A 17388-nucleotide genomic window follows, 5' to 3' on the forward strand; every position below is an offset into this window, starting at 1 on the left:
CTAGTCTTGGCGCGCACCACGACGAAGGGCAAGCACATGGCAGGCGAGATCAGGGACGCGCGGCCCGACGACGCGGTGGCGATCGCGGCGATCTGGAACCGGGTGATCCGCGAGACGACGGCGACCTTCACGACCGAGGAGAAGGGCGAGGGCGCGCTACGCACGTGGCTCGCCACGCAACAGGCGGCGGGGCGACCGGTGCTGGTCCTCGACGATGGCGGCTGCGTGGGTTTCGCGACGTGGGGCCGGTTCCGCGGCGGGCCGGGCTACGCGCATGTGGCGGAGATCACGGTTTACCTGGCGGAGGACGCGCAGGGGGCAGGCGGCGGTCGCCGGCTGCTCACAGCACTTGAGGAGCGGGCGCAGACGGCGGGCCTCGAACGGCTGATCGCGGGGATCAGCGGGGAGAACGAGGCGGCCATCGCCTTCCACCGCCGCTGTGGTTTCGAAGAGGCCGGGCGCATTCCGGGCGCGGGGCGCAAGTTCGATCGCCTGCTCGATCTGGTCCTGATGCATAAGCCGCTCTGATCGGACCCATGCCGGATCGGCGTTGGACGCAAGGCCCCGGGCGGGCGCAGGCTGGCTGGGCAAAGGAGACATCGGCATGACCATCGAACATCTCGCCGCCTTCAGCGATGGCGATCACGGCGGCAACCCGGCGGGCGTCCTGCTCGGCGACGCCCATCCCGATGTGGAGCGGATGCAGGCCATCGCGGCGGATCTCGGTTATTCGGAGACGGCCTTCGCCGCGCCGGAGGGCGACGGCTGGCATGTCCGCTACTTCGCCCCGGCGAGCGAGGTGCCGTTCTGCGGGCACGCGACGATCGCGCTCGGCGCGACGTTGGGCGCAGCACACGGCCCGGGGACCTACGCGCTGCGCACGGCCGGCGGAGCGGTGACGCTGACGGCGGAGCGCGTCGGGAACGGCTGGCGCGCGGAGTTCACCTCGCCCCCGGCGCGGCATCAGGCGATTGGGGAAGAGGCGCTGGATGAGATCCTCGCCCTCTTCGGTCTCACGGCCACTGACCTCGCCCCCGAATGGCCGCCGGTGTTGGCGGAGGCCGGGGCGCGCCACGCGGTGCTGCGCCTCGCGGACCGGGCGCGGCTGGCGACGATGGACTATGACCTGACCGCGGGCAAGGCGCTGATGGAAACGCACGGGCTCGTCACCATCGCCCTCGTCCACCTGGACGCGGACGGCGTGTTCCACGCCCGCAACGCCTTCGCCTCCGGTGGCGTGCTGGAGGATCCGGCGACGGGTGCAGCCGCCGCGGCCATGGTCGGCTGGCTGCGTGACAGCGGCCTCCTCACCGGGCCGCTCACCATCCTGCAAGGCCACGACATGGGCGTTCCCTGCCAGTTGGAGGCAGAGGCGCTGCCCGAACCGGGCGCAGGTGTCCGGGTCGGCGGAACAATCCGTCGTATTCGTTAAGCCTTCTTCTGGCCCTTTGAACCGCGTCTGCTAGACTTCGCCAATGTCGATCTGGTCCCGCATAAACGATGCCATCGGTGCGCTCCGCTCCGGCGAGAGCCTGTCGGCGGTGTTCGAGCGTCTGCGCACGCCGCCCGAACGCTCCGTCGCGTTCACCATCGCGGTTATCGCGCTGGGGGCGAAGATGGCGAAGGCGGACGGGCACGTGACCCGCGACGAGGTGACGGCCTTCCGCGAGGTCTTCCACATCGCCCCTGCCGATGAGGAGAAGGCGGCGAAGGTCTTCAACCTCGCCCGACAGGACAGTGCGGGGTACGAGGCCTATGCCGAGCGCATCGCCAGCATGTTCGTCGAGGAAAAGGCGGCGCTGGAAGATCTGCTCGAAGGTCTCTTCCACATCGCCGTCGCCGACGGGGTCTATCACCCAGCGGAAAACGATTTCCTGCGCCGCACGGCAGAGATCTTCGGTCTGGGCGAGCGGTGCTTCCGCGCGATCCGTGCGCGTCAGGTCCCGGATGCGGAGCCCGATCCCTACGACGTGCTCGGCATCACGCCGGAGATGTCGCTGGAGGAGATGCGCACCCGCTGGCGCGATCTGGTGCGTGAGACGCATCCCGACCGCATGGTCGCCCGCGGCGTGCCGGAGGAGGCGGTGAAGCTCGCCACCCGCAGGCTCGCCGCGATCAACCGGGCCTGGGAGGAAGTGCTGCAAGAACGCACCGCTGCCTGACTTCCGGCAACACAACCTCCGGTTGCAGTCGATTTTTTCGGAACTTTCTGTCACATGGCCGTGTTATCGGCTTGTGACCGGGCATGAATCGATGCTTTTTGCTGAAACGCAATTCCGCATTGTGAAATGGACTGGTGACTGCGCATAATGAAGGTGGTCCGCAATGGGCCCCGAAACCCCTATGCGGCGCGTCCGCGTCGCGACTCAAAGGAATGGAGAGAGGGATGAAAGCTGTTTCTTCCGTCATGATTGCGGGTGCTGCACTCGCACTCGCAGCCTGCGCCCAGCAGGAGGAAGTCCTTGTCGTCGAGGAGCCGGCGGTTGAGACCGTCGCGACCGAGTACACGGTGTTCTTCGGCTTCGATCGTGCCGACCTGACCGATCTCGGCGCGCAGACCGTGTCCGAGGCAGCTGCTGCCGCAACCAGCGTTGGCGCATCCTCCGTCTCCGTCGTGGGCCACACCGACACCGTCGGCTCCGTCCAGTACAACCAGGGCCTCTCCGAGGCACGCGCGGCCACCGTCGTGGGCGCAATGGTTGCGGACGGCGTGAACCCGGCAATCATCACGGCATCCGGCCGCTCCGAGCTCGAGCTCGCAGTGCCGACCGAAGACGGCGTGCGCGAGCCGCGCAACCGCCGCGTGGAAATCGGCATCAACTGATCGCCGTTCCCATATCGGCTTTCGGGCCGATGCAGGGCCGCTCCATCCGGGGCGGCCCTTTGCATTTCGGGAGGGGTGAGCTGCCACGCCTGACCTTGCCCGGCCCGCAGGGCGCCACACGTCTCCAAATGCAATGCTAGGATTTCGGGGAGCGTCGGGGATGCAGGTCGATCCGCCCTTCAGGGCCGCCATTGTCGGGGGATCGGTCGGCGGGCTGGCCGCAGCGCTCGAACTCCGCCTCCGCCTCGGCGCTGACGTCGCGGTCTACGAGCGGTCAGCGGGTGCGATGCAGGTGCGCGGCGCGGGCGTCGTCATGCAGCCGGAGATCGAGGCCCTCCTCAACCGCATCGGCGTCGGCACCCGCGCGATCTGCGTCGAGCTGCACGAGCGGGTCTTCCTCAAGCAGGACGGCACCCCGCAGCGGCAGCAGGCGCCGCAGCTCATGACCGCGTGGGACACACTCTACAAGACGATGCGCGCGCATCTTGCCGATGCCTGCTACCGGCAGGACAGCCGGCTGATGTCGATCGATCAGAGCGGGGACGGGATCTCGATCGCCTTTGCCGACGGCTACGACACGGAGGCGGATCTGCTGATCGGCGCGGACGGCATCAATTCCACCTGCCGCGCGCTGCTGACCGACGCGGGCAGCGACGCGCAATACGCGGGCTACGTCGCCTGGCGCGGGCTGGAGGAAGAGAGCGCCCTGCCCCGCCAGCTGGTCGCGGCGCTGGCCGACCGGTTCACCTTCTACAACAGCCCGGGCCTGCAGATGCTCTGCTACCTCGTGCCGGGTGCGGACGGCGCGACGAGGCCCGGGGCGCGGCGGGTGAACTGGGTCTGCTACGTGAACACGCCGGAAGAGGCACTCGTCCACCTGATGATGGGCCGGTCGGGGACGCAGTTCCGCTCCTTCCTCCCGCCCGGTGAGGCTTCGGAGGACGCGATGCGCACCGTTGCGGAGCTCGCCGAGCGCTGCCTGCCGCCGCTCCTGCGCGATCTGGTGGCGGCGTCGACGCTCTTCATGCAGCCGGTGCAGGACGTGGACGTGCAGCCGCGCGTCCATGGTCGTGCTGTGCTGCTTGGCGATGCGGCGGGGACGGCCCGACCCCACACGGCCTCCGGCACGTCGAAGGCGTTCGGCGACGCCGCCTTGCTGGCGGAGGCCCTGCGGGACTGGCGCGGCGGAACGCCCCCGCCGACGGAGCGCCTTGAACAATGGGACGCGTCGCGAAATGCGGACCTGACAGTGCTCGCCCGCCACGGACGGCGGCTCGCAGCGCATTCGGGGCTGGGTATCGCCGCGGCCTGAACGGCTGAGCATCGCAATCTGCGCCGGATAGATGCTTTTTTGCATCAAAACTCGAAAATGCCGCGATGCACCTGATCCGCGGGAGGGCGCCCGCCGCGGCCACCCTATCTCACCTGACAGGATCGCGCCTTGCGCGGTCGTGACCTCTGACAAGGAATGGAGAGAGGGATGAAGTCCGTTACCACCGCATTGATTGGTGCCTCCGCGGTACTCGGCGCATGTGCTCACGTCCAGGAGGCGCCGCCGCCCCCTCCGCCCCCGCCCGCCGTCGAGGCTCCCGCCGCGACCGAATACACCGTCTTCTTCGGCTTCGACCGCGCTGACCTGACCGATCTCGGCCAGCAGACCGTGTCCGAAGCCGCGTCGGCCGCGATGGCCGGTGGTGCGACGTCGGTGTCGGTCGTCGGGCACACCGACACCTCCGGCTCCGTCGAATACAACCAGGGTCTGTCGGAGGCGCGCGCCTCCACCGTCGTGGGCGCGATGGTCGCCGACGGCGTGAACCCCGCGATCATCACCGCGTCGGGCCGGTCCGAGAACGACCTCGCCGTGCCGACCGAGGACGGCGTGCGCGAGCCGCGCAACCGCCGGGTGGAGATCGGCCTGTCCAACTGACGGCCGCCACTCCCGTTTCCAGATGCCCCGCGCCCATTCGCGCGGGGCATTTTCGTTGATGGGCCATTGCAGGCGGGGCGCACCCGCTTAACTGTCAGGATCAATCGACAGCCAAGGAGCCGCCCATGTTCTCGCAGCCTCTCACCACCCTGCCCACCCGCCTGAATGCCGAGGCTGCCGGGGGCCCGGGGGAGCTGGAGGGTCTGCCGGAATGGGACTTCTCCGCCCTCTACGCCGCCCCGGATGACGAGAAGCTGACCGCGGATCTCGACTGGCTGGCCGGCGAGACGAAGGGCTTCCGTTCCGACTACGAGGGCCAGTTGGCGGAGAAAAGCCCGGACGCGCTCGCCACCTGCATCCAGCGCTATGAGGGCATCCAGACCGTGATGGGCCGCGTGATGTCCTATGCCGGCCTGCGCTACTACCAGAACACCACCGATCCGCAGCGCGCGAAGTTCATGTCCGACATGCAGGACAGGATCACCGCGATCAGCGCCGACCTCGTCTTCTTCAGCCTGGAGATGAACCGGATCGAGGACGAGCGCTACACGATGCTCATCGATCAAAGCGCGGAGCTGCGCCGCTACAAGCCGGTGCTCGACCGGATGCGCGCAATGAAGCCGTACCAGCTCTCCGACGAATTGGAGCAGTTCCTGCACGACCAGTCCGTCGTCGGGGCCGCCGCCTGGAACCGCCTGTTCGATGAGACGATGGCCGGGCTGGAATTCGAGGTGAGCGGCGAGATGCTGCCGCTGGAGGCGACGCTCAACCTGCTCACCGACACCGACCGGGCGAAGCGGGAGGCGGCGACCCATGCGCTGATCGCCGTGTTCCGCGAGCACCTGCCGCTCTTTGCCCGCATCACCAACACGCTCGCCAAGGAAAAGGAGATCGAGGATCGCTGGCGCAAGCTGCCGACGCCGCAGGCCTCCCGCCACCTGTCCAACCATGTGGAGCCCGAGGTGGTGCAGGCGCTGCGCGACGCGGTGGTCGCGGCCTATCCTCGGCTGTCGCACCGCTATTATGCGCTGAAGGCGAAGTGGCTCGGCCTCGACACGATGCAGGTCTGGGACCGCAACGCGCCGCTGCCCACCGCCGACGACCGCGTGATCGGCTGGGACGAGGCCAAGGACACGGTGCTCGACGCCTATGCGGGCTTCGATCCGAAGATGGCGGAGCTCGCCGAGCCCTTCTTCACCGAAGGCTGGATTGATGCACCGGTGAAGCCCGGCAAGGCCCCCGGCGCCTTCGCCCATCCCACGGTGACGGACGCGCACCCCTTCGTCATGCTGAACTACCTTGGCAAGCAGCGGGACGTGATGACGTTGGCCCACGAGCTTGGCCACGGCGTCCACCAGCGGCTCGCGGCCAAGCAGGGGGAGCTGCTGTCCTCCACCCCGCTGACGCTGGCCGAGACCGCGAGCGTGTTCGGCGAGATGCTGACCTTCAAGAAGCTGCTCGCCCAGACCACGGAGCCGGAGAAGCGCAAGGCGCTGATCGCTTCCAAGGTCGAGGACATGATCAACACGGTCGTGCGCCAGATCGCCTTCTACGATTTCGAGGTGAAGCTGCACGACGCGCGGCGACAGGGTGAACTGACGCCCGACGACATCAACGCGATCTGGATGAGCGTTCAGGCCGAAAGCCTCGGCCCCGTCTTCGAGTTCGTGGAGGGGTACGAGACCTTCTGGTCCTACATCCCCCACTTCATCCACTCGCCGTTCTACGTCTACGCCTATGCCTTCGGCGACGGGCTGGTGAACGCGCTCTACGCCGTCTACGAGGAGGGCGATCCGGAGTTCCGGGAGAAGTACTTCGCGATGCTGGAGGCCGGCGGGTCGAAGCATCACAAGGAGCTGCTGGCGCCCTTCGGCCTCGACGCCTCCGACCCGAAGTTCTGGGACAAGGGGCTGAGCGTCATTGAAGGGCTGATCGACGAGTTGGAAGCGATGGAGGCGTGACCTTCCCCTCCATCGGAATATCTTGCCGTCACGGGACCTTAGACGAGGTTCCGTAGCGGAATGGAACTCTGATGGCCGAGGCTCACGGCAAGTCGCATTTGAAGGCGGTCGCCCGCTTTCGCATCGCTCTCATCAGCATGTCGCCGGCGAAGCTGCTGCTGACCGGCTATGTCAGTTACATGCTGATCGGCTGGGTCCTCTTGTCCCTGCCGGTCGCGCAACAGGTTCCCGTTAGCCCGCTCGATGCGCTCTTCATCGCGACCTCCGCAGTCTCCACCACGGGGCTCGTCAGCGTCGATCCGGGCGGCAGCTTCACCCTGTTCGGCGAGATCGTCATCATCCTGCTGATCCAGGCGGGCGGCCTCGGCTACATGACCATCGGTTCCTTCGCGACGCTCGCGATCCTGGGCAAGCTGCCGGGGATGCGGGCGCGCACGACGAAGCACGCCTTCAACCTGCCGGAGCATATCCGCCCCGGCCATTTCGTCGTCTGGGTCGTCGTCTTCACCCTGATCGCGGAGACGATCGGCGCGCTGGCGCTCTGGCCGATGTTCGCGGCGGCAGGCGAGCCGAACGCGCTGTGGCTCGCCATCTTCCACTCGATCTCCGCCTTCTGCACGGCGGGCTTCAGCCTCTTCTCGACGAGTTTCGAGGGCTATGCCGGCCATGCGGGCATCAACATCGTAATCTCGGCCCTGTCGATCCTTGGGGCCATGGGCTTCCTGATCGTGGTGGACACCTGGCGGACGCTTACCGCGCAGCGGCGCTGGCTCGGGTTCTCCTCGAAGGTCATCGTGCGGATGACGCTCCTGTTCCTGATCGTGGGCACCGCCGTGCTCTTCGTGGTGGAGCCCTCGATCAACGCGCTGCCGCCGGTGGAGCGGCTGCTCGCCGCCTTCTTCCAGACGATGACGGCGACGACGACGGTCGGTTTCAACACCATGCCGATCGGTGCGATGAGCCTTGCGGCGCTGATGCTCTTCTTCTTCCTGATGATCATCGGCGCCTCGCCTGCGGGCACCGGCGGGGGCCTCAAGACGACGTCCTTCGCCGCTCTCGTCGGCCTCGTCCGCTCGACGCTGAAGGGGCGCGATGAGATCCGGTATCTCAAGCGCCGTGTGCCGCTGGACCGGTTGCAGCTCGCCGCCTCCTCGCTCGCCTTCTACCTGGTGCTCGCCGGGCTCGCGATGTTCTTCCTGTTCCTCACGGAGCCCGGTGCGGCCTTCGAGGTCGTGATGTTCGAGGTGATCTCGGCCATGGGCACGGTGGGGCTGAGCATGGGGATCACCGGCGATCTCTCACCGCTGGGCAAGCTCATCATCATCGTGCTGATGACCGCGGGCCGCGTCGGGATCCTCACCTTCGGCATCGCCATCGCCTCCCACGACGAAAGCCGGGAGGAGGAGCAGGACAACGAACTCGTGCTCTAGGCGCCGGCTGCGCGGATCATGTCGATCATCGCGGCGTTCCCGCGGGAGAATTCGAGCGTCACCGGGAAGTCCGTTCCGTCCAGCACGGCGGCATTGAACGCGTCCATCTGGCGGAGGTATTGCTCGACCTCGGGGAAGCGATGCTCCCGCGCCTCGTGGCCCCGGCGGACGATGACGCGTGCCTCGCCGAACTTGCGGGCGTTGAAGGGGGCGGGCACCTCGATGACGCCGCGGGTGCCGTGGAAGCTCATGGACTGGTGCGACGCCATGCGCATCGAGCAGTGGAAATCGAGCGCGAAGCCGTCGAAATCCACCATCGTGCGCGCGGTCACATCGACCCCGTTCTCCATCGTCAGCTTCGCGGTGGCGGAGACCGGCTCCGCTCCCGTCACGAAGCGGGTTGTAACCGACGGATAGACGCCGATATCGCCGAGCGCGCCGCCCTCCGTCTCGGCCCGGTTCCGGATGTTGTCGCCATCGTCGTTGAAGAAGGCGAAGGCGCCTTGGACGTGCACCAGCTTGCCGATCGTCCCCTCGGCGAGCAGGTCGCGCACGAGGTGCCATTGCGGGTGGTGGCAGACCATGAAGGCCTCGGCAATCAGCTTGCCGGTGCGATCGCGCACGCCGATCAGCTCCTCGACCTGCGCGGCATCCCACGCGATCGGCTTCTCGCAGAGCACGTGCTTGCCCGCCTCCGCCGCGCGCTTGGTCCACTCCACGTGCATGTGGTTCGGCAAGGGGATGTAGATCGCGTCGACATCCGGATCGTCGATCAGCGAGTTGTAATCGGTGTAATGCGCAATCGGCTCGTAGCCCGCGACCCGCTTGGCGGAGCGGGAGGCGACGGCCTGCACCCGGCCGCGCTTCGACAGGTGGATGGCGGGCATCACGTCGGTCAGCGCGATCTTGGCCGCGCCCAGAATGCCCCAGCGAACCTCGGTCATGAATGCTCCTCCTTCGCCACCTCGGCGAGTGCACGGTTGTAGGCCTTGAGCGCATCGACCTGGAAGAGCGCGCCCAATAGCTCCGGCGGGCCGTCCTTGCGGGCGTCGACCACCGGCACGACGCCGCCCTTGATGCGCTCGAAAAGCGGCATCGCCGTCTCCAGCGTGTCGGCGCGGGTGAGGTAGGCACCCTGCTCCACAAGGCTCCAGCTTTGCGTGTCGGAGGCCCCGTTCTCCGCCCCGCGCGGGCGCATGAGGGCGCCCACGGTGATGGTACAGAGCACGTAATCCTGCGGCCCAGCGGCGACGTGGCGCCCGGCCCGTTCGAGCTGCGTGAGGAAGAAGGAGCGGTCGACGAGCTTCACCGACACGGCGGTGGCGAGGGAGACGGCAACCATCACCGCGATCCCGGCCTGCCAGTCGCCGGTCAGCTCGAAGACGATCAACGTGGTGGAGATCGGGGCGCCCAGCACCGCGGCCGCCACCGCCCCCATCCCGGCGAGGGCATAGAGCGACTGCGCCCCACTCACCGTCGGGAAGATCGCCGTCGCGACCCAGCCGAAGGCGAGCCCCGTCAGCGCGCCGAGCATCAGCGAGGGGGAGAACACCCCGCCGCCCATGCGACCGGCCATGGTGACGGCCACGGCGACGACCTTCACCACGGCAAAGAGGAACGCGGTCCAGAGCGCGAACTCGCCCGACAGCGCGCGGTTCGTCGTCTCGTACCCGACGCCGATGATGTGGGGAAAGTAGATGGCGATGACGCCTAGGATGGCCCCCGCCAGCGCCGGGCGCAGGGGGATCGGCAGGCGCAGCTTCTCCTGCACCCAGTCGCCTGCATCCTCGGCGAGGAAGATCGCCTTCATCATCGCAACGGCCACCAGCCCGCAGATGAGGCCCAGCAGCATGAACGCCGGGAGCTCCACATAAAAGGCGAGCGTGTGCTCGGGCAGCATGAATTCCGGGCCGTCCCCCGACCAGAGGCGCGAGACGACCGTGCCCGCGACCGAAGCGACCACGATGGGGGCGAAGGCGTGGATGGCGAAGTGGCGCAGGATGACCTCCAGCGCGAAGAGCGCTCCTGCGATCGGTGCGTTGAAGCTCGCCGACACCGCGCCCGCCACGGCGCAGCCCATCAGGTCGCGCGCCGTCATGTCGCTCGCCCGGATCCAGTTCGACACCTGCGAGGAGATGACGGCGGCAAGGTGCACCACCGGCCCCTCCCGCCCGGTCGAGCCTCCGGTCGAGAGCGTGATGAGCGACGCGGCGGCGGAGGCGAGCCCCGCCTCCTGCTCCACCCGCCCGCGGCCCAGCGCGGCGCCCTCGATCACGTGGGCGACCGAGCGCCCGCGCCCGTCCGGCGTGAACCGCCAGAGGATCAGCCCGACCGCGAGGCCGCCGAGGATCGGGATCCCGACCACCACGGTCCAGTGCAGCGTCGAGAGGTGCGAATGCAGTTGCTGATCGGTCTCGCCGTAGAAGGTTTCCTGCAACAGCGCGATACCCTCGCGGAACAGGATGGCGACGATCCCGGCGAAGATCCCGATGACCAGGGCGAGCAGCCAGAACTGGATCTCACCCGGGCCGTCCTTGCGCAGACGTCGGATATCGTCCGCCCACTTGCGGCGCACCAGCCTCCACTTGCGTCTAAGGATGTTGCCCATCGGCCCTCCGCCTGTCTCCGGTCCTAGCACCGGGGCGGAGGGCTGAAAAGTCGTGGATCAGAGCGGGATGCTCACAGTTGTTCGACCGTCACCCGGTCGGTGTAGAAGGCGACGTGGTCGCGGATGCGCTCGACCTCCGCCTTCGGGCTCTCGTAGGACCAGGCGACATTGGCGAGGGTGCCGCTTTTGGCCACGATCGAGAAGTAGCAGGCGTCGCCCTTGTGCGGGCAGTGCGAGGCGCGATCGGTCCGGTCGAGAAACTCCATCGCGATGTCCTCGCGCGGGAAATAGATCACATGCGGGTAGTCGCCTTCGGCCAGTTCGAGGGCATTGGCGCTTTCGGCTATGATGGCACCGGCGGCACGCACGACCCAGGTGCCGTCGGCCTTCGTGATGGTGATGTAGCGGTCGACCATGGGGGGTCTCCTCATGTCGTGGCGGGGTGGGCCGTCACCTTGCCCGTCGCAGATGACGGTTCGGTAACGGTCAGTCGGTGAGCGGGGCGCAGGCGGCGGTGAGCCAGTCGCGGGTCTCGGGCGAGACGAGCGGGCCGATCTCGGCCAGCACCCGGGCGTGATAGCTGTCGAGCCAGTCGCGCTCGGCAGCTCCCAGCAGGTGGGGCTGGATGAGCCGCCGGTCAATGGGCACCAGTGTCAGCGTCTCGAAGGAGAGCATGGGCTGGTCGCCGCCCTCCGGCGTCGTCGGCTCCTCGACCACCACCAGGTTCTCGATGCGGATGCCGAAGGCGCCCTCGCGGTAGTAACCGGGCTCATTGGACAGGATCATGCCCGGCTCGAAGGCGACGGTGGAGCGGCGCGACAGGCTTTGCGGCCCCTCGTGCACGCCAAGATAGGCGCCGACGCCGTGGCCCGTGCCGTGGGCGTAGTCGAACCCCGCCGACCAGAGCGGCGCGCGGGCGAGCGCGTCGAGATGCGCGCCACCCAGCCCTTCCGGCCAGCGCAGGCGGGAGATCGCGATCATCCCCTCGAGCACCAGCGTGAAGGCGCGAGCGGCATCGGGGTCCACCGGTCCGGTGGCCATGGTGCGGGTGACGTCGGTGGTCCCATCGGCGTATTGGCCGCCCGAATCCACCAGCATCAGCTCGCCCGGCACCAGCGTCCGGTCGCTCTGCTCCGTCACGCGGTAATGCACGATGGCGCCATTGGGTCCGCTGCCGGAGATCGTCTCGAAGGAGATGTCCTTGAGCTGGTTGGTGGCGCGGCGCCTCGCCTCCAGCTCCTTGACGATGGCAATCTCGGTGAGCTCGCCGGAGGGCGCGGCGCTGTCGAGCCAGCACAGGAACTCCGCCATCGCGGCGCCGTCGCGGCGGTGGGCGGTACGCGCCCCCTCGATCTCGGCCGCGTTCTTTCGCGCCTTGGGCAGGCGGACGGGCTCGTGATCCACGATCTCCACATGGTCGAGCCGCTCGGCCACCCAGACCGGCGCAGTACCCTTGTGGAGCGCCACCTTGCCTTGAAGAGCCTTCAGCGCGCCCTCGAACTCGGCCATCAGCGTGATCTCCACTGGAGCAGGACGCGGCTGGCCGAAAAGATCCACGCGGCCATCGTCGTGCAGGATCGCGAAGAGATGCGGCACCGGCGTGCGCGCGATGTCGGCCCCGCGGATGTTGAGGAGCCACGCGACGGAGTCGGGCAGCGTCAGGACGGCGGCCGCAGCCCCCTTCTCCCGCAGCTCCTTGGCCAGCCGCGCGGCCTTGTCCGCGGCACTCTCCCCCGCGAATTCGAGCGGATGCTCCACGATGGGCTCGGCGGGCGGCTGGGGCTGATCCTCCCACACCGCATCGACGGCGTTGGCGACAGGGCGGAGTTCGACGCCGTCCAAGGCCTTCTCCAGCTTCGCGATCTCGGCGGGCGTGTGGAGCCACGGATCGAAGCCGACGACGCCCGTCTCCAGCCGCTCGGCCAGCCAGTCGCCGACCTGGATCTCGGTCCAGTCCACCGGAGTGAAGACCTCCGTATCCACCTGGTTGCGGACCTGCAGCGTGTAGCGCCCGTCGATGAAGACCCCGGCCTCGCCCGCCAGCACAACGCAGAAGCCCGCGGAGCCGGTGAAGCCCGTCAGCCAGGCCAGCCGCTCGTCGCGAGGGGCCACGTTCTCCCCCTGATGGGCGTCGGCGCGCGGCACGAGAAAGGCGTCGAGGCCCTGCGCCGCCATCTCGGCGCGCAGGGCGGCCAGCCGCGGCGCGCCGGTGTCGGGAGAGGTGGACATCTCGAAGGATTGGAACATGATCACTCCCGAGGATAAGCGTGAGCCAGAGTTCGCACCTTCGCCATCGCCGCCCGCCGGCGCAAGGCCCCGACCCAAGGAGATCTCCCCGGATGCGCAAGACCTTCCGTGTTCTGTCCTACGTTCTGTTCGTGGCCGCGTTCGTGCGCCTCTACTTCGACTTCACCGCCACGGTGATGCAGGACCGCGCCTTCCGCATGTTCGACACGGGGGAGATCTGGGCGAGCATCCATCGCGAGAGCCTGCTGGGCCTGCAGCCGGGGGTGGAGCGCTACCTGCCCTCGGGTCCATGGATCTGGGAGAACCTGGTGTTCCCGGTGCTGCAGACGCCGCTCTTCCCGATCATGATCGGCTTCGCGATCCTGTTCTGGATCGCGGGACGGGGTGAGCCTCAGTTGCGGTGAGCGCTGCCGTCACGAATGGCCCGCCCGGCTGACAGGCCGGGCAGCGCCCGACCCTGGGAGGGCGCTTTGCAACGTATCAATCGGAACTGCAGTAGGGTTGCTTGAGCGGTCGGTACATCGCGGCGAGCGTTCGCTGGCGCCCACCCAGGGTCGGGCGCTGCCCTCCGCACGCCGCTCCTACTCGATCTCCACGACCTCGCGCAGGGCACCGCCCTCACCGAAGATCCGGATCCGCTGCCGACCGCCCTCATCCGTCGTGACCACCGCGAACCAGCCGCGGCCCTGCGTCACCGCTTCCGCCCGCTCGCCCTCGGGCAAAGCAACCACCTCCGGCACCACCGGCGCCTCGGCCCCGCCGCCCAGGCGGATGACAAGCAGGCCCACGATCGCTATCACGCCGAGGATCATCACTGCCGTGAGCACGGTGACGAGCCGGCGCAGGAACCGCAGGTTCGCGGGCTCCGGCGGGTCCTGATCGGAGGGCGTCGCCATGTCTGAACCTTTCGAGCTGATCGCGGCCAATGCCGGCCGCCTTGATAAGGTCCTCGCCGACGTGGCGCCAGAGGGGACGGGCCTCTCCCGCTCCCGCCTGCGCGCGCTGATCGAGGGCGGCGCGGTCGAAGGCCCGCATGGCATCGAGACCGACATCCGCCGCCGTGTCGCCCCCGGCGAGCGCTTCGCCGTCACCCTGCCCCCCGCCACCGATCCGGAGCCGCAGCCAGAGGACATTCCCCTCACCGTCGCCTACGAGGATGCGCACCTGATCGTCGTGGACAAGCAAGCGGGCATGGTTGTCCACCCCGCGCCGGGGGCGGAGAGCGGCACCCTCGTCAACGCGCTGCTTCACCATTGCGGCGACAGCCTCTCCGGCATCGGAGGGGAGCGGCGGCCCGGCATCGTCCACCGGATCGACAAGGACACGTCGGGCCTCCTGGTGGTGGCGAAGAGCGACGCCGCGCACCAGGCCCTCGCCGCCCGCTTCGCCGCCCACGACATCGACCGGCGCTACCGCGCGATCTGCCACGGCGTGCCCGATCCGGGCGACCCGCGCCTGCGCGGTGTGCCCGGGCTGGTGATGGAGCCGGGCGGCGTGATCCGCATCGAAACCAATCTCGACCGCCACCCCGCCGACCGCAAGAAGATGGCCGTGCGCCCCACGGGCCGTCACGCCGTCACCCGTGCGCGCGTGCTCGAACGCTTCGATCTCGCCCGGCCCCTCGCCGCCCTGATCGAGTGCAAACTCGAGACCGGGCGCACCCACCAGATCCGGGTTCACATGACCCATGCGGGCCATGCCCTCGTCGGCGATCCGGTCTATGGCGGCCATCGCTCGGTGCCGGAGGCCGCCCGCTTCCTGCGCGAGTTCCCCCGCCAGGCGCTGCACGCCGCCACGCTCGGCTTCGCTCATCCGATCACCGGAGACGCGCTGGAATTCGAAAGCGAGCTACCAGCCGACATGGCCGATCTGCTAAGTGACCTCCGTTCACTCCGGTGAACAATCGCATTTCTTGCGATCCATTCCTTGCAATTCCGCGTATAATCCCCAGATAGGGTTCAACGCCCAGCCACCAGGGGGTTTTCTCATGGCCAATTACACCAGTCTTCCCGCTCCAAGCCCCGAACAGGGCCTGTCCCGCTACATGCAGGAGATCCGCAAGTTCCCCATGCTGGAGCCGGAGGAGGAGTACATGCTCGCCAAGGCCTGGGTCGATCACCAGGACAAGGAGAGCGCGCACAAGCTCGTCACCTCGCACCTGCGCCTCGCGGCGAAGATCGCCATGGGCTATCGCGGCTATGGCCTCCCGACGGCAGAGGTGGTGAGCGAGGCGAACGTGGGCCTCATGCAGGCCGTCAAACGCTTCGACCCGGAAAAGGGCTTCCGCCTCGCCACCTACGCGATGTGGTGGATCCGCGCGTCGATCCAAGAATACATCCTGCGGTCCTGGTCCCTCGTGAAGATGGGCACGACCGCCGCGCAGAAGAAGCTCTTCTTCAACCTGCGCAAGGCCAAGAACAAGATCGGCGCGCTAGAGGAGGGGGATCTCCGCCCCGAGCACGTGCAGAAGATCGCCACCGATCTCGGCGTGACGGAGGAGGAGGTAACGTCCATGAACCGTCGCCTCTCCGGCGGTGACGCCTCGCTCAACGCCCCGCTGAAATCGGACGGCGAGGGCGCTTCCGAGTGGCAGGACTGGCTGACGGACGAGGATGCCGATCAGGCCGAGGCCTATGCCGAGCAGGACGAACTCGACAACCGCCGCGAGCTGCTGATGCAGTCGATGGAGATGCTCAACGAGCGCGAGCGCCACATCCTGACGGAGCGCAAGCTGAAGGACGAGCCGCAGACGCTGGAGGATCTCTCCCAGGAGTACGGCGTCAGCCGCGAGCGGATCCGCCAGATCGAGGTCCGCGCCTTCGAGAAGCTGCAGAAGCGGATGCGTGAGCTTGCCGCAGAGCAGAACATGATCCCGGCGGTGAACTGACCGCCGGGCGTCCTATCTGCCTGCCCCGAAAGGGAGAAGGCAGATGATCGAACGCATCCTTGTCCTCGGCGCCACCGGTGACACCGGCAAACTGGTGGTCGAGGCCGCGCGCCACCGCGGCCTCAAGGTGAACGCCGCGGCGCGCGATCCCGGTGACATCGAGACTACCGATGCCGAGGTGCGCCCCGTCGCCGTCGACGTGATGGAGCCGCGGGGCCTGCCCGAGGCGCTCAACGGCGTAGATGCGGTGATCTCGACCTTGGGCGTCGGCAACGATCCAGCGACGCTCGCCTCCCCGCCACCGCTCTACACCGATGGGCACATGAACGTGGTCAACGCAATGGAGGATGCGGGCCTCGACCGCCTCATCTGCGTCTCCGCCCTCTGGTCGCGCGGCAACGATTACGGCCCGCTCTGGTTCCGCGCGGGGCCCGTCATGGCGCTCACCCGGGTCTATTCCCAGATGCGCGCGATGGAGCGGCAGTTGGGTGCGCATCCGAAACTCCGCTTCACCGCCGTCCGCGCCGGCTACCTGCAGGACGACGCGATCGACAGCCCTCCCCCCGAACCCCATGCCGACCGCGCTCCGGAGGGCTGCTGGCTGACGCGCCGCGCCGACCTCGCGGAGTTTCTCGTGACCTGCGCGGTCGAGGAGACGTGGATCCGCAAGTGCCCCTGCTTCGCGCAGAAGGACGATGGGAAGGTGCTCGCCCGCAAGACACCAAGTGTCGCCTGACACCCTATCCAGCGATCATAAATTCATGTAAGACATGAATCACTGATTGTCTGGAGCGAAGTCATGCCCCTCTCCCCTGCCCTGCGCCGCGCCTGCCTCGCGGCGCGCGTCACCTGCCACTTGGCCGTCGTCGTGATCCCGGTCGCCGCGCTCTACACCATCGCCACGCGGGGCCTCGACCCCGCGCTCGCGCTGATCGGCATCGCGGTGCTCGTGCCCCCGGTCACCGTCGGCCTCTGGGGCCTCGCCGCCCTCGCCCGGTTCTTCGAGGCGGCGCGCCGGGGTGGTGTACTGACCGCCAGCGCCACCCGCGACCTGCGCCGCTTCGCCCTGTCGCTGCTGGTCCAGGCGGTCCTGACGCCAATCGTCGGCGCCGCCTTCTCCGTCCTCGACAGCTGGGCGAACGGGCCGGGGCAGCGCACGCTCGCCATCGCGATCTCCAGCGACGTGATCGGCTTCGCGGTGCTCGCGGCTCTCCTGCTCGTCGTCGCGAGCGCGCTGGCCGAAGCCGCCGCGCAGGCCGAAGAGCGCAAGCTCATCATCTGATGCCGATCGTCATTCGCCTCGACGTGATGCTCGCGCGGCGCAAGATGCGCTCAAAGGATCTCGCCGCCGAGATCGGGATCAGCGAGCAGAACCTCTCGATCCTCAAGACCGGCAAGGCGAAGGGCCTGCGCTTCGACACGTTGGAGAAGATCTGCCGCGCCCTCGACTGCCAGCCCGGCGACCTGATCGAGTGGGAACCCTGATCCTTCGGCTCCGCCCAAA

General features: G+C 68.1%; 19 protein-coding genes. 14 read left to right on the forward strand and 5 right to left on the reverse strand.

The window, feature by feature from the left end; all coding sequences use genetic code 11:
- Nucleotides 1-6: 6 nt before the first annotated feature.
- The 8 genes from I0K15_RS04925 to I0K15_RS04960 all read left to right on the forward strand — a co-directional run bounded on the left by I0K15_RS04925 (nt 7) and on the right by I0K15_RS04960 (nt 8142).
- Nucleotides 7-528 carry a GNAT family N-acetyltransferase gene (locus I0K15_RS04925; RefSeq protein ID WP_230374297.1) on the forward strand — a complete coding sequence of 174 codons (522 nt, stop codon included), beginning with the start codon at nt 7-9 and terminating at the stop codon, nt 526-528.
- Nucleotides 529-604: 76 nt separating this feature from the next.
- Entirely contained in the window at nt 605-1432 is an 828-nt protein-coding gene (locus tag I0K15_RS04930) for a PhzF family phenazine biosynthesis protein (protein WP_196104293.1), read from the forward strand.
- Between the two features lie 43 nt (nt 1433-1475).
- Nucleotides 1476-2162 carry a molecular chaperone DjiA gene (locus I0K15_RS04935; protein WP_196104294.1) on the forward strand — a complete coding sequence of 229 codons (687 nt, stop codon included), beginning with the start codon at nt 1476-1478 and terminating at the stop codon, nt 2160-2162.
- 224 nt (nt 2163-2386) lie between these two features.
- Nucleotides 2387-2824: an OmpA family protein gene (locus I0K15_RS04940; protein ID WP_196104295.1), complete on the forward strand. Its 438-nt coding sequence runs from the start codon at nt 2387-2389 to the stop codon at nt 2822-2824.
- A gap of 160 nt (nt 2825-2984) precedes the next feature.
- Nucleotides 2985-4136 carry an FAD binding domain-containing protein gene (locus I0K15_RS04945; RefSeq protein WP_196104296.1) on the forward strand — a complete coding sequence of 384 codons (1152 nt, stop codon included), beginning with the start codon at nt 2985-2987 and terminating at the stop codon, nt 4134-4136.
- Nucleotides 4137-4304: 168 nt separating this feature from the next.
- Entirely contained in the window at nt 4305-4751 is a 447-nt protein-coding gene (locus I0K15_RS04950; RefSeq protein WP_196104297.1) for an OmpA family protein, read from the forward strand.
- Nucleotides 4752-4876: 125 nt separating this feature from the next.
- Nucleotides 4877-6712, forward strand: coding sequence for a M3 family oligoendopeptidase (locus I0K15_RS04955; protein WP_196104298.1), 1836 nt, complete (start codon nt 4877-4879; stop codon nt 6710-6712).
- A 71-nt stretch (nt 6713-6783) separates the two neighbouring features.
- Nucleotides 6784-8142 carry a TrkH family potassium uptake protein gene (locus tag I0K15_RS04960; RefSeq protein ID WP_196104299.1) on the forward strand — a complete coding sequence of 453 codons (1359 nt, stop codon included), beginning with the start codon at nt 6784-6786 and terminating at the stop codon, nt 8140-8142.
- On the opposite strand, the gene I0K15_RS04965 is transcribed toward I0K15_RS04960, so the two are convergent.
- The 4 genes from I0K15_RS04965 to I0K15_RS04980 all read right to left on the reverse strand — a co-directional run bounded on the left by I0K15_RS04965 (nt 8139) and on the right by I0K15_RS04980 (nt 12997).
- The gene (locus I0K15_RS04965) at nt 8139-9086 is read right to left on the reverse strand and encodes a Gfo/Idh/MocA family protein (protein ID WP_196104300.1); all 948 of its coding nucleotides are present in this window, start codon (nt 9084-9086) and stop codon (nt 8139-8141) included. The two genes, I0K15_RS04960 and I0K15_RS04965, sit on opposite strands and share 4 nt — an antisense overlap.
- The gene (locus I0K15_RS04970; protein WP_196104301.1) at nt 9083-10750 is read right to left on the reverse strand and encodes a chloride channel protein; all 1668 of its coding nucleotides are present in this window, start codon (nt 10748-10750) and stop codon (nt 9083-9085) included. Before I0K15_RS04970 ends, I0K15_RS04965 begins: the two co-directional genes overlap by 4 nt.
- Nucleotides 10751-10821: 71 nt before the next feature.
- Complete coding sequence (locus I0K15_RS04975) at nt 10822-11166, reverse strand: DUF427 domain-containing protein (RefSeq protein ID WP_196104302.1); 345 nt, start codon at nt 11164-11166, stop codon at nt 10822-10824.
- A gap of 70 nt (nt 11167-11236) precedes the next feature.
- The gene (locus tag I0K15_RS04980; protein WP_196104303.1) at nt 11237-12997 is read right to left on the reverse strand and encodes an aminopeptidase P family protein; all 1761 of its coding nucleotides are present in this window, start codon (nt 12995-12997) and stop codon (nt 11237-11239) included.
- Between the two features lie 92 nt (nt 12998-13089).
- Between I0K15_RS04980 and I0K15_RS04985 the strand changes: the two genes are divergently transcribed.
- Nucleotides 13090-13401 carry a hypothetical protein gene (locus I0K15_RS04985; RefSeq protein ID WP_196104304.1) on the forward strand — a complete coding sequence of 104 codons (312 nt, stop codon included), beginning with the start codon at nt 13090-13092 and terminating at the stop codon, nt 13399-13401.
- Between the two features lie 177 nt (nt 13402-13578).
- On the opposite strand, the gene I0K15_RS04990 is transcribed toward I0K15_RS04985, so the two are convergent.
- Nucleotides 13579-13893: a DUF6476 family protein gene (locus I0K15_RS04990; RefSeq protein WP_196104305.1), complete on the reverse strand. Its 315-nt coding sequence runs from the start codon at nt 13891-13893 to the stop codon at nt 13579-13581.
- On the opposite strand from I0K15_RS04990, the gene I0K15_RS04995 reads away from it, so the two are divergent.
- From I0K15_RS04995 to I0K15_RS05015, 5 genes are all read left to right on the forward strand, one after another.
- Nucleotides 13892-14896 carry an RluA family pseudouridine synthase gene (locus I0K15_RS04995; RefSeq protein ID WP_196104306.1) on the forward strand — a complete coding sequence of 335 codons (1005 nt, stop codon included), beginning with the start codon at nt 13892-13894 and terminating at the stop codon, nt 14894-14896. The genes I0K15_RS04990 and I0K15_RS04995 overlap by 2 nt on opposite strands.
- A gap of 88 nt (nt 14897-14984) precedes the next feature.
- Nucleotides 14985-15884, forward strand: a complete 900-nt coding sequence (gene rpoH, locus I0K15_RS05000; protein ID WP_196104307.1) for an RNA polymerase sigma factor RpoH — start codon at nt 14985-14987, stop codon at nt 15882-15884.
- Between the two features lie 43 nt (nt 15885-15927).
- Complete coding sequence (locus tag I0K15_RS05005) at nt 15928-16620, forward strand: NAD(P)-dependent oxidoreductase (RefSeq protein WP_196104308.1); 693 nt, start codon at nt 15928-15930, stop codon at nt 16618-16620.
- A gap of 63 nt (nt 16621-16683) precedes the next feature.
- On the forward strand, nt 16684-17166 hold the full coding sequence (locus I0K15_RS05010; protein ID WP_196104309.1) for a DUF2975 domain-containing protein: 483 nt from the start codon (nt 16684-16686) through the stop codon (nt 17164-17166).
- Nucleotides 17166-17369, forward strand: coding sequence for a helix-turn-helix domain-containing protein (locus tag I0K15_RS05015; RefSeq protein WP_196104310.1), 204 nt, complete (start codon nt 17166-17168; stop codon nt 17367-17369). The genes I0K15_RS05010 and I0K15_RS05015 overlap by 1 nt, the downstream gene beginning before the upstream one ends.
- The last annotated feature ends 19 nt before the right edge of the window (nt 17370-17388 follow it).

The sequence above is a fragment of the Pontivivens ytuae genome, from assembly GCF_015679265.1.
Classification (GTDB): Bacteria; Pseudomonadota; Alphaproteobacteria; order Rhodobacterales; family Rhodobacteraceae; genus Pontivivens; species Pontivivens ytuae.

Excerpts from the sequence above, each read along its gene's own strand:
- I0K15_RS04930 (WP_196104293.1), top strand. The coding sequence starts at position 605 with ATGACCATCGAACATCTCGCCGCCTTCAGCGATGGCGATCACGGCGGC.
- I0K15_RS04935 (WP_196104294.1), top strand. The coding sequence starts at position 1,476 with ATGTCGATCTGGTCCCGCATAAACGATGCCATCGGTGCGCTCCGCTCC.
- I0K15_RS04940 (WP_196104295.1), top strand. The coding sequence starts at position 2,387 with ATGAAAGCTGTTTCTTCCGTCATGATTGCGGGTGCTGCACTCGCACTC.
- I0K15_RS04945 (WP_196104296.1), top strand. The coding sequence starts at position 2,985 with ATGCAGGTCGATCCGCCCTTCAGGGCCGCCATTGTCGGGGGATCGGTC.
- I0K15_RS04950 (WP_196104297.1), top strand. The coding sequence starts at position 4,305 with ATGAAGTCCGTTACCACCGCATTGATTGGTGCCTCCGCGGTACTCGGC.
- I0K15_RS04955 (WP_196104298.1), top strand. The coding sequence starts at position 4,877 with ATGTTCTCGCAGCCTCTCACCACCCTGCCCACCCGCCTGAATGCCGAG.
- I0K15_RS04960 (WP_196104299.1), top strand. The coding sequence starts at position 6,784 with ATGGCCGAGGCTCACGGCAAGTCGCATTTGAAGGCGGTCGCCCGCTTT.
- I0K15_RS04965 (WP_196104300.1), bottom strand. The coding sequence starts at position 9,086 with ATGACCGAGGTTCGCTGGGGCATTCTGGGCGCGGCCAAGATCGCGCTG.
- I0K15_RS04970 (WP_196104301.1), bottom strand. The coding sequence starts at position 10,750 with ATGGGCAACATCCTTAGACGCAAGTGGAGGCTGGTGCGCCGCAAGTGG.
- I0K15_RS04975 (WP_196104302.1), bottom strand. The coding sequence starts at position 11,166 with ATGGTCGACCGCTACATCACCATCACGAAGGCCGACGGCACCTGGGTC.
- I0K15_RS04980 (WP_196104303.1), bottom strand. The coding sequence starts at position 12,997 with ATGTTCCAATCCTTCGAGATGTCCACCTCTCCCGACACCGGCGCGCCG.
- I0K15_RS04985 (WP_196104304.1), top strand. The coding sequence starts at position 13,090 with ATGCGCAAGACCTTCCGTGTTCTGTCCTACGTTCTGTTCGTGGCCGCG.
- I0K15_RS04995 (WP_196104306.1), top strand. The coding sequence starts at position 13,892 with ATGTCTGAACCTTTCGAGCTGATCGCGGCCAATGCCGGCCGCCTTGAT.
- I0K15_RS04990 (WP_196104305.1), bottom strand. The coding sequence starts at position 13,893 with ATGGCGACGCCCTCCGATCAGGACCCGCCGGAGCCCGCGAACCTGCGG.
- rpoH (WP_196104307.1), top strand. The coding sequence starts at position 14,985 with ATGGCCAATTACACCAGTCTTCCCGCTCCAAGCCCCGAACAGGGCCTG.
- I0K15_RS05005 (WP_196104308.1), top strand. The coding sequence starts at position 15,928 with ATGATCGAACGCATCCTTGTCCTCGGCGCCACCGGTGACACCGGCAAA.
- I0K15_RS05010 (WP_196104309.1), top strand. The coding sequence starts at position 16,684 with ATGCCCCTCTCCCCTGCCCTGCGCCGCGCCTGCCTCGCGGCGCGCGTC.
- I0K15_RS05015 (WP_196104310.1), top strand. The coding sequence starts at position 17,166 with ATGCCGATCGTCATTCGCCTCGACGTGATGCTCGCGCGGCGCAAGATG.